General features: G+C 61.6%; 10 protein-coding genes and 1 pseudogene. 7 read left to right on the top strand and 4 right to left on the bottom strand.

Annotated elements, in window-relative coordinates; genetic code table 11:
- Window positions 1-277: 277 nt before the first annotated feature.
- Window positions 278-1,072, top strand: a complete 795-nt coding sequence (locus tag QZ564_RS04445) for an inositol monophosphatase family protein (RefSeq protein WP_297105258.1) — start codon at window positions 278-280, stop codon at window positions 1,070-1,072.
- Window position 1,073: 1 nt separating this feature from the next.
- On the opposite strand, the gene QZ564_RS04450 is transcribed toward QZ564_RS04445, so the two are convergent.
- Entirely contained in the window at window positions 1,074-1,526 is a 453-nt protein-coding gene (locus tag QZ564_RS04450; protein WP_297105261.1) for an Lrp/AsnC family transcriptional regulator, read from the bottom strand.
- Window positions 1,527-1,600: 74 nt separating this feature from the next.
- Between QZ564_RS04450 and QZ564_RS04455 the strand changes: the two genes are divergently transcribed.
- On the top strand, window positions 1,601-2,194 hold the full coding sequence (locus tag QZ564_RS04455) for a LysE family translocator (protein ID WP_297105264.1): 594 nt from the start codon (window positions 1,601-1,603) through the stop codon (window positions 2,192-2,194).
- 117 nt (window positions 2,195-2,311) lie between these two features.
- On the opposite strand, the gene QZ564_RS04460 is transcribed toward QZ564_RS04455, so the two are convergent.
- Window positions 2,312-2,815: a pyridoxamine 5'-phosphate oxidase family protein gene (locus tag QZ564_RS04460; RefSeq protein ID WP_297105267.1), complete on the bottom strand. Its 504-nt coding sequence runs from the start codon at window positions 2,813-2,815 to the stop codon at window positions 2,312-2,314.
- Window positions 2,812-3,786, bottom strand: coding sequence for an alpha/beta hydrolase (locus QZ564_RS04465; RefSeq protein WP_297105270.1), 975 nt, complete (start codon window positions 3,784-3,786; stop codon window positions 2,812-2,814). The genes QZ564_RS04460 and QZ564_RS04465 overlap by 4 nt, the downstream gene beginning before the upstream one ends.
- 403 nt (window positions 3,787-4,189) lie before the next feature.
- Between QZ564_RS04465 and QZ564_RS04470 the strand changes: the two genes are divergently transcribed.
- Window positions 4,190-4,645, top strand: a complete 456-nt coding sequence (locus QZ564_RS04470) for an Hsp20 family protein (RefSeq protein ID WP_297105273.1) — start codon at window positions 4,190-4,192, stop codon at window positions 4,643-4,645.
- 60 nt (window positions 4,646-4,705) lie between these two features.
- Here the strand turns inward: QZ564_RS04470 and QZ564_RS04475 are convergent, their stop codons facing one another.
- Window positions 4,706-5,056: a metalloregulator ArsR/SmtB family transcription factor gene (locus QZ564_RS04475; RefSeq protein ID WP_297105290.1), complete on the bottom strand. Its 351-nt coding sequence runs from the start codon at window positions 5,054-5,056 to the stop codon at window positions 4,706-4,708.
- 45 nt (window positions 5,057-5,101) lie between these two features.
- On the opposite strand from QZ564_RS04475, the gene QZ564_RS04480 reads away from it, so the two are divergent.
- The 4 genes and pseudogenes from QZ564_RS04480 to QZ564_RS04495 form a co-directional block, all read left to right on the top strand.
- On the top strand, window positions 5,102-5,611 hold the full coding sequence (locus tag QZ564_RS04480) for a DUF6428 family protein (RefSeq protein WP_297105277.1): 510 nt from the start codon (window positions 5,102-5,104) through the stop codon (window positions 5,609-5,611).
- A gap of 33 nt (window positions 5,612-5,644) precedes the next feature.
- On the top strand, window positions 5,645-6,877 hold the full coding sequence (gene arsK / locus QZ564_RS04485; protein ID WP_297105280.1) for an arsenite efflux MFS transporter ArsK: 1,233 nt from the start codon (window positions 5,645-5,647) through the stop codon (window positions 6,875-6,877).
- A 97-nt stretch (window positions 6,878-6,974) separates the two neighbouring features.
- Complete coding sequence (dps, locus tag QZ564_RS04490) at window positions 6,975-7,448, top strand: DNA starvation/stationary phase protection protein Dps (protein WP_297105283.1); 474 nt, start codon at window positions 6,975-6,977, stop codon at window positions 7,446-7,448.
- 517 nt (window positions 7,449-7,965) lie between these two features.
- Window positions 7,966-9,521, top strand: a pseudogene (locus tag QZ564_RS04495) (glutamate synthase subunit alpha); the annotation flags it as partial.

The following is a 9,521-nucleotide window of genomic DNA, read 5'->3' on the forward strand; positions in this document are numbered from 1 at the left end:
AGGGAGGAACGATGTTTGCCGGACGCGGCACCCAGATGCCCGGATGTCCGGCAACGCACCATGCCCCTTGTCGATGAACGCATTCGCCGCGCGCGGCAAGTCGCCACATCCTGTTCCACAGCAGTTCATCAATACCTTGTTGCAAAAATGACTCAGAAACGACACAGGATGAACTGGGCAAATAGATAGCATTTCTGTCGCTCAACTTTTCGTGTTCGACAATAAACTGTTGTCAATTCTATTATTTTACCACCCGCCCAGCCCCCGAAAGCCCAGAATGCCCCCCCATTCCATCGACTTTGAGAAAATCGAGGCCGTATTGCGGCAGGCCGGCGCCGCAGCTGCGGACCATACCCTGCCGCTCTTCCGCACCCCCTTGGCCATCGACAACAAGCTCCATGCCGGCTTTGATCCGGTAACCGAGGCCGACAAGGGCGCCGAGACCGTTATGCGTGGCATCATTGCCGATGCCTTTCCCGATCATGCCATTATCGGGGAGGAATGGGGCACAACCGGCGAAAGCCGCTATAGCTGGATTATCGACCCGGTAGACGGAACCCGTGCCTTCATCTCCGGGGCGCCGGTCTGGGGTACGCTGATCGGCTTCGCCATCGACGGCGTGGCCGTGGCCGGCTTGATGAGTCAACCATTCATTGGCGAAGAGTTTCTGGCCGTGCCCGGCCGCTCCACCTATCGACGCGGCGAGCTGCTGCGCACAAACCAGACCAGCGGACAGACCGAATTGTCATCGGCTCGCGTTTTCACCACCACCCCCAATCTGTTCCAGGGCGAGCACTGGAGCAAATGGCTGGCGGTGGAACGGGGCACGCGACTGCAGCGCTTCGGCATGGATTGCTATGGCTATGCCCTGCTGGCCGCCGGCCAGGCCGATCTGGTCATCGAGCCCTATCTCAATACCTATGACATCGCGGCCCTGGTCCCCATCATCCGTGAGGCCGGGGGCGCCATCGCCTGCTGGGACGGCTCGGACCCCAGCGGCGGCGGCAATGTTATCGCCGCGGCGACGCCGGAATTGCTCGACAAGGCGCTGGAGCTGGTCAACGCCGCATGACCTAGGCGCGCAAATCCTTGGTCGAATCGAGCACAACATAGGTGGTGAGGGCGTGCACCGCCGGCAGCGTACCCAGTACATCGGTATGAAAGCTCTTATAGGCACCGATATCGGCCACCTCGACCCGGAGGATATATTCGATCGTGCCCGTGACATTGTGGCACTCCCGCACCTGGGGCGCCTGTGCCACGGCCCGTTCGAAGGCGCGCTGGGCAACCTGAGAATGATCCGACAGCCCCACCGCAATATAGGCGACAAAGCCCACGCCGAGCGCGGCACGATCCGTGACAGCACGATAGCCGGTGATCAACCCGGCCTTCTCCATCTCCTGCACCCGCCTCAGGCAGGCCGAAGGTGACAATCCCACCCTGGCCGCCAGCGCCAGATTGGTGATGCGCCCATCACGCTCAAGAATGGACAATATTTCGCTGTCTTTTGCGTCAATATCGATCATTGATTGCCAATGTGCGGTCCAGTTTGGCTGATATAGATGGCACATTGCGCACTGTTTGCGCAAACATTGCGTCCATGAGCTACGAAATCCTGACCGCATTGGCGCTCTTCGCCCTGGTATCCTCCATCACACCGGGCCCCAACAACCTCATGCTCATGGCATCCGGGGTCAATTTCGGCGCCTGGCGAACCCTGCCCCATGCGCTTGGCGTCTGCATCGGCTTTACCGTCATGGTTGGCCTTGTCGGGCTGGGTCTGATGGGCATTTTTGACGCCATTCCCTATAGTCACGAGGTGCTCAAGGCAGTCAGCACCGTCTATCTGCTCTATCTCGCCTATAAACTCGCCACCACATCCTCGATGGGCAAACGGGCGATCGAGGGCCAGCTGATGACATTCTGGCAGGCCGTCCTGTTCCAGTGGGTCAATCCTAAGGCCTGGACCATGGCGCTGACGGCCATGACCGTCTATGCCGGCAGCGGCTCGCTCCAGGTCATCCTGCTGGTGACCCTGGTCTTCGGCGTGGTCAACGCACCCTCAATCAGCGTCTGGGTGGTCGCCGGCGACCACCTGAGGCGCGTCCTATCCACACCGACCCGCCTGCGCGCCTTCAACATCGTCATGGCAATCCTGCTGGTCGCCTCGCTCTATCCCGTCCTCACGCACTAGCCAAAAATCCAAATGCTTAGGTGCTTTGCTCCGCAATAAAGGTGTCGAAGGCAGCAATGTCGTGGCCGCCGCAGCGCCCGAAGTGCTGGAACAGGCACTAATCCTGACCAACGCCGCTTAGGGGTTTTCAGCTTCGGGGCGGACCTTATAGGTGCGATAGGCCGCTTCCATCAGGTCCGCTTCGCTGCGCTCGGGGAAAAGGGCATAGCTTGGCGCCCAGATGCGCGACACCTTATCCACGCTCACCGCAATGACATGCTTGATCGGAAAGGAGCCGCCTGTCAGCACCCGCAAGGGTGCGCTCATCCGTTCGAAATCAGCGTCGTCAGGGGCGATCAGGCGCGCCGTTCCCACGACCTTGAATCCCTTCTGCCGGAACACATCCACAAAACTGACGCACACCTTGGGATGGCCTGTAGCATTGCGCACGCTATTGGCCGAAGCGATATCAGCGATCAGAATGGTATCATCGCCATGAGCCGCGAAAATTTCCTTGGGTGTGACATTCGGAACCCCATCCGCATCGACCGTGGCCAGCCAACATAGAACAGCATTGTTCATGTCAGCGCGCATCGCGTCATTGATCCGCGCTCGCCCCTGGTTCTCGCTCACTTCGTTCACGTGCTCTGCTCCGTAATAAACGCGTCGAAAGCCGCGAAGACCTGTCCGCGCACCGCATCGGTTTCCATGAACATTTCATGCCGCGAACCGGCAATCACCATGTGGCGCCCCGTACGCAAGCGCAGGCCCAATTGCTCGATGGCCGGTGTGGACACGATCTGCTCCCGCGCCGCTGCCAGGATCAGCAACGGAATGCGGATTTCCCCGGGAAAGCGGTCCTGGCGGGTCTCAAGCATGGCGCGCATGGCCGCCGCCAGCCAACGGAAGCTGGGCGAGCCGATATAGAGCCCGTCATCGGCCCGCACGGTGTCGACCATGCGCTTGTAGCGCAGCATGTCCGAGGTCAGCGGGTTGTCCGGATACATGCTTTCGTCCGGCCGCCGGTCGCCCTTGCGCTTGAGCGGCAAATGCCCGAGCCCGAAAAAGCTCACGGCTTCGGCGATGGCAGCCCAGCGCCCGAGGCTCTCATCCATGCCATGAAGCCCCACCATGGGAGCGGAGAGAAACACCCGGTCGAACATCATCCGGTCCCGCGTTGCCGCGATCAGGCTGGCCAGCCCGCCCATGGAATGGCCCACCAGATAAAAGGGCGGCGGACAATCGGGCAGCAGGATATCGGCATGGAAGCACCGCAGATCCGTCCAATAGTCCTCGAACCGATCGACATAGCCCACATGCGGATTGCCGATCAGCCGGTCTGACCCGCCTTGCCCGCGCCAATCAAAGGTTGCCACGTTGAAGCCGCGCCGCCGGAAGTCAGCGATCGTCTCGAAATACTTCTCGATATATTCGGTCCGCCCCTGCACCAGGCAAATCGTGCCGCGCTGCGGCCCTTCCGATTTCGGCCAGAGCGCATAGCGCAGGCGCACCCCGTCGGAGGTCTTGAAGAAGCCCACGCGGGCGCCCTCGGGCACCGGGTTGGAAGGGATGGAGACCAGCCTGGGTCCATTCGGGTCGATCTGCGCGGTCAATTCCTGGCCTCTTCTACGCTGCACAGACCATAAGCGGGCCCTTTGGTAAAAGAAAAGCCAGCAACCGGGCTGGCTGCTGGCTTTTCATGTCTGTGCGGTCCCATGCGGGGGGCGGGTTGACGGGACCGCCAGGGGTCTGTGAACGCTTCCGCCGGAGCTGTCCGGCCGCACTCACATGCCCCTTTCTAGCGCCGTGCACCTGAACCAGCGCAGAGCGCACCGTTCATATTCCATTCATGTGCCAGGCCTCTTGAACCGCGTTTTGTGCCGCCTACATCTATGCTGTCCGCCGGGATTGCCGGGGACGCCGGCCCTGTCCAACGGATTGCTCGCCTGATCGAGGGAGTTCCGCCACAGGCACCGGTCGACACTCAACCACGTTGCTCAATCGGAGAATGTGAAAATGCAGACCATCGACTTTTCCCCCTTCTATCGCTCCACTGTCGGCTTCGACCGGCTGTTCAACCGGCTCGACAGCCTTGGCGCCCAGGAAGCCAAGACCTACCCGCCCTACAATATCGAGCGCACTGGCGATGATGCCTACCGCATCTCTATTGCCGTAGCCGGCTTCTCCAATGGCGACATTGCCGTCGAGACCAAGGAAAACAGCCTGGTCGTGAAGGGTGCCAAGCCCTCCGATGCTGAAGACAACAAGCGCGAATTCCTCCATCGCGGCATCGCCGAACGGGCTTTCGAGCTGCGTTTCCAGCTTGCCGACTATGTTGAGGTCCAGGGCGCGGCCCTCGAAAACGGCCTGCTGCATCTCGAACTGAAGCGCGAACTGCCCGAGAGCAAGAAGGCGCGCACCATCCCCATCAATGGCGGCACCGCCACCATTGAGGACAAATCCGTAAACTAAGCCTTTCCGAGTCCATCGGAACGAAAGAAGGCGCGGTCCGCAAGGGCCGCGCCTTTTTCATCAGCCGGTTTCTGCCATGCTGCAACAGGCTTCGGTGGCTTCATTGACGCCGGCAACCATCAGGGGATGGCCCTGGCAGCAGTCGCGCATCAGAAAATCGACCAGTCCGGAGAGGCCGTCAAAATTGGCCATATAGACGATCGACCGCGCCTCGCGGCGCGACGAGATCAGGCCGGAGCGCTCCAGATGTGCCAGGTGAAACGAGGTGCGCGAGGACGAGGCTCCGACCGCCGCGCTGATGGCGCCGGCAGCCATGCCTGCCTCACCCGCCATCACCAGCATCCGCACGATCTTGAGCCGTGTCTCCTGCGAAAGCGCCCCGAACGCATCAAGGGCTTGCTTTTCATCCATTGTCATTTCAATATCTCTTGAAACATTGAGATAATGGTAGCGCCCATGAACATCCCTGTCACCTCCCCTGCCCAGGCGGATTTCGATCTGATCACGCTGCGCAATGCACTCAAGGCGCGCGAGACCCAGCCCCTGGTGTTCGAATATGCGGGCCGCACCATCCAGGCCGGCTACCATGTGACCGAAATAAAGTTCGCGCGGCTCTCCGCACTCGACTGCGGCGGCAATCCCGACAATTGGATCGAGACCATCCTGCAGGTCGAGGACATTCCGGCGCAGGCTGGCGGAGACTTCATGACCGTTGGCAAGTTCCTCTCCATTCTCGGGCGCGTTGAGGCGGCCCTGGGTCTGGATCAGTCTTCGCGCGTCACCTTCGAGGTCAGCCGCCCAGATGAGGCCATGCAGGTCTTCGACATCGCTGGCGTCGACACAATCCAGGGGCACACCAGGCTGGTGCTCGAGAAACGCCCGGCAATCTGCAAGCCACGTCACCGTGCCGCCCCGGTGGAAGCGGCCTGCTGCGGCTCGGCAACCCAAGCCCCCTGCTTCGCCTGAACATCGCATCACCTCTGCCAGAGCTCAGACGCAATGACCAAACCTGTTCCAGCCGCCGCCGTCTGGGCCCTCGGCATGACCCAGATCGTGGGTTATGGCTCGCTCTATTATTCCTTTAGCGTGCTGGCACCGGCCATTGCCGGCAGCTTTGGCTGGTCGACCGAATGGATATTCGGCAGCCTGACCCTGGCTCTGCTGGTCGGCGGGCTGGCGGCACCCTTTACCGGACGCATGCTCGACCGCTTCGGCGCCGCACGCAGCATGAGCGCGGGGTCGGTGCTCGTCAGCCTGTTCCTTGTGCTCATGGCCATCGCGCCCGATGGGCCATTTTTCGTGGTCGCCCTGATGGGTATGGAGGTGGCGTCCACATTGGTGCTCTATGCCGCCGCCTTCGCGGTCCTTGTACAACTCGGCGGCAGGCAGGCGCAGGCCAGCATCACCCACCTGACCCTGATCGCCGGATTTGCATCCACTCTCTTCTGGCCTGCGACAGCCTTTCTCGACGGGCAGATCGGCTGGCGCGCCAGCTATGTCGTCTTTGCCACCATCAACATCGTGGTTTGTCTGCCCCTGCATCTCTGGCTGAGCCGCATTTCTGACCCTGCCCGCCTCGCCCCGCCCGAGGCGTTCGCTATCGACCTGCCTGCAGAATCACCAGTCACAGGTGGTCCGCCCCGCTTGCTCTTCTCGCTGGTCCTGATTGGCTTTGCCCTGCAGGGACTGGTCTTGGCAGCGGTGACGCTCCAAATGGTCCCTCTTCTCCAGGCACTGGATCTGGGTACGCAAGTCCTGTTGATCTCGAGCATCTTCGGCCCGGCACAGGTGCTGGCACGCCTGATCAACATGGTCTTTGGCGGCAAACTGGCACCGACCACCCTGGCCGTGATCGCCGCCGCCTCGCTACCACTGGCGCTGCTCCTGCTCACGGTTTCGGCGCCTGCCATGGGCGGCGCCGTAGCGTTCGCCCTGATTTTTGGCCTGGGGTCGGGTCTGACCAGCATCGTCTCCGGATCACTGCCATTGCACCTGTTCGGCCGCCACAACTACGGCGCCAGACAGGGCCAGATCTCCGCAGCACGGCAGATGGCGGCAGCGATTGCGCCCTTCACCATGGCGCTGGCCATTGGCCATGCCGGCGTTGCCGCCACGCTCTGGTCCTGGACCGCCCTTGCACTTCTGCCGGTCGCCTGCTTTGGCCTCATAATCCCGATGAGGCAACGCGCAGCGGTGTCCGGTAATCGCACAAGGGCCGCACCGGCTGAATAGTGTGGTGGTCGCGCGCGTTGGAACGAGTCTGCGGCAATGACAGTTGAGAGAACAAGGGCCGCAGGCCTCCCTCACACTCAGCGTCAGGAACGTCTCGATGAAAACCCCCTCCATCAATCTCAAGGCCAACGCCAAATCCGCAGTCATCGACGTGCTCAATGCGCGCCTTGCCGACAGCATCGATCTGGCCTTGGCGACCAAGCAGGCGCACTGGAACTTGAAGGGCCCCAATTTCATCGCCGTTCATGAAATGCTTGATCCCATGCGCGCCAGCCTCGACATCCATGTCGATGTCATTGCAGAACGGATCGCCCAGCTGGATGGAACGCCTGACGGCACGAGCCAGACCGTGGCCAAGTCAACCAGCCTTGAGGCCTACCCGACCGACATCAAGAAGGTGCCCGACCATCTCGCCGCGCTGGCTGAGCGGTTCGGCAAGCTGGCCAATCAGGTGCGCGAGGATATCGACACCACCGATGAAGCCGGCGACGCCGACACCGCCGATATCCTGACCGCCTTTTCCCGCGACCTCGACAAGAATCTGTGGTTCATCAAGTCGCATCTCGAATAGGACTTCTTGACCTATCCGCTAGAGTTTGGGCGTCCGGAAGGGCGCCCAACGCGTTTCCGGGCCCACTCTCCTACAGTTTCCTATCGATTTTTCTGCCAAGTCCTATTTTTTGTCGCGCCCAGGCAGTGAAATCGCTTGCCCCCAGTTTTGAATTATGCAAATGTGCCGGTGTTAGGGCAGCATCTCTGTCCTATCTGACGCGTCGCCCCGCTCTCCGCGGTCAGCGCGCACGCTGGTCCGGCTGGACCGCTAGTCGATAGCGGAAACGGACAGGCGGAGCTAATATGGGCGGTAATTCGCCTGAGCTCGAATTATGAGCGGCCATTTGGATGCAGTGCCGCTCCCCAGACAGGAATGCGATTTGCTCAATCGAGCCGTACTCGTGTAGTACGACCCGGCTGAACACTGCGCCCCAGAGGAAACCATGCATCCGCCCCGCCGGCAAACCGGCACCAGCAGGATGCGCAAGACGAAACAATAGCCCGGTAAGCGGGCCCGAACAGAACGAGGTTGAGCCATGGCAAACATCCGGACCGGCATTCCCGCCCAGACCGAAGCAGCCAATCGCAAAACCCTGATTCTGGACGGCAAGCGCGTCGATGGCCGCCCCCAGGCGCAGGGCCTTTATGACCCCGCTCACGAGCACGATGCCTGCGGCATCGGCATGATTGCCAATATCAAGAACAAGCCCAGCCACGAAGTGGTGCAGAAGGGTCTCGAAATTCTCGAGAACCTGGAGCATCGCGGTGCCGTGGGCGCCGACCCGCTGATGGGCGACGGCGCCGGCATCCTGGTGCAGACCCCGCACGCCTTTTTCGAAAAGGTCCTGCCCTTCGCCCTGCCCGAAAAGCACCACTACGCCGTGGCGATGATCTTCTATCCCAACGACGCCGCCTTGCGCGACAAGTGCGCTGCCGTGGTGCGTCGCTGCCTGGAAACCGAAGGCCTGCGCCTGCTCGGCGAACGCGCCGTGCCCACTGACAATTCGCGTCTCTCCGAAGGCGTCATCGCCACCCAGCCGATCATCGAGCAGATGGTGATTGCGCGCCCCGAAGGCCTGTCGCTCGACGAGTTCGAGCGCAAGCTGCTGATCGTGCGCAAGGTCATTTCCAATTCCGTCTATAAGGAAGTGCCCGAGAGCGACAGCGACAACGGCTTCTACGTCGTCTCCATGTCGGCCCGCACCATCGTCTATAAGGGCATGTTCCTGGCCGACCAGCTGGGCGCCTTCTATACCGACCTCCACGACGAGGCCTTCGAAAGCGCCATTGCGCTCGTGCACCAGCGCTTTTCGACCAATACCTTCCCGTCCTGGAAGCTAGCCCACCCCTATCGCATGACCACCCACAATGGTGAGATCAACACCATTCGCGGCAACGTCAACTGGATGGCGGCCCGCCAGGCCTCGGTCTCCTCGCCCAAATTCGGCGACGACATCACCAAGATCTGGCCCATCTCCTATGAAGGCCAGTCCGACACGGCCTGTTTCGATAACGCGCTCGAGTTCCTCGTGCGCGGCGGCTACTCGCTGCCCCATGCGGCCATGATGCTGATCCCCGAAGCCTGGGCCGGCAATCCGCTGATGGATGAAGAGCGTCGCGCCTTCTACGAATATCACGCCGCCCTCATGGAGCCCTGGGATGGCCCCGCCGCCATGTCGCTGTCGGACGGCCGCTATGTCGTGGCCACGCTCGACCGTAACGGCCTCCGTCCCGCCCGTTACCTGGTGACCCGCGAGGGCCATGTCGTCCTCGCCTCGGAATCCGGCGTGCTCGATATCCCGGACGAAGACATCGTCGAGCGCTGGCGCCTGCAGCCGGGCCGCATGCTGCTGATCGACCTCGAGGAAGGCCGCATCATTTCCGATGAGGAAGTGAAGAAGCAACTCGCCACCAAGAACCCCTATGCCGAATGGCTCGCCCGCAGCCAGATCGTGCTCGAGGACCTGCCGGCCACCGAACCGCAGGCGCCCAAGAGCTCGGAAAGCCTGCTCGACCGCCTGCAGGCCTTTGGCTACACCCAGGAAGACTTCAAGCTGTTGATGGCCCCCATGGCCACCACCGGCCAGGAAGC

The sequence above is a fragment of the uncultured Devosia sp. genome, from assembly GCF_913055165.1.
Lineage (GTDB): Bacteria > Pseudomonadota > Alphaproteobacteria > Rhizobiales > Devosiaceae > Devosia.

Bases quoted from the DNA above. Each gene is read 5' to 3' on its own strand.
- QZ564_RS04470 (WP_297105273.1), top strand. From the start codon at position 4,190: ATGCAGACCATCGACTTTTCCCCCTTCTATCGCTCCACTGTCGGCTTC.
- QZ564_RS04475 (WP_297105290.1), bottom strand. From the start codon at position 5,056: ATGGATGAAAAGCAAGCCCTTGATGCGTTCGGGGCGCTTTCGCAGGAG.
- QZ564_RS04480 (WP_297105277.1), top strand. From the start codon at position 5,102: ATGAACATCCCTGTCACCTCCCCTGCCCAGGCGGATTTCGATCTGATC.
- dps (WP_297105283.1), top strand. From the start codon at position 6,975: ATGAAAACCCCCTCCATCAATCTCAAGGCCAACGCCAAATCCGCAGTC.
- QZ564_RS04445 (WP_297105258.1), top strand. From the start codon at position 278: ATGCCCCCCCATTCCATCGACTTTGAGAAAATCGAGGCCGTATTGCGG.
- QZ564_RS04450 (WP_297105261.1), bottom strand. From the start codon at position 1,526: ATGATCGATATTGACGCAAAAGACAGCGAAATATTGTCCATTCTTGAG.
- arsK (WP_297105280.1), top strand. From the start codon at position 5,645: ATGACCAAACCTGTTCCAGCCGCCGCCGTCTGGGCCCTCGGCATGACC.
- QZ564_RS04455 (WP_297105264.1), top strand. From the start codon at position 1,601: ATGAGCTACGAAATCCTGACCGCATTGGCGCTCTTCGCCCTGGTATCC.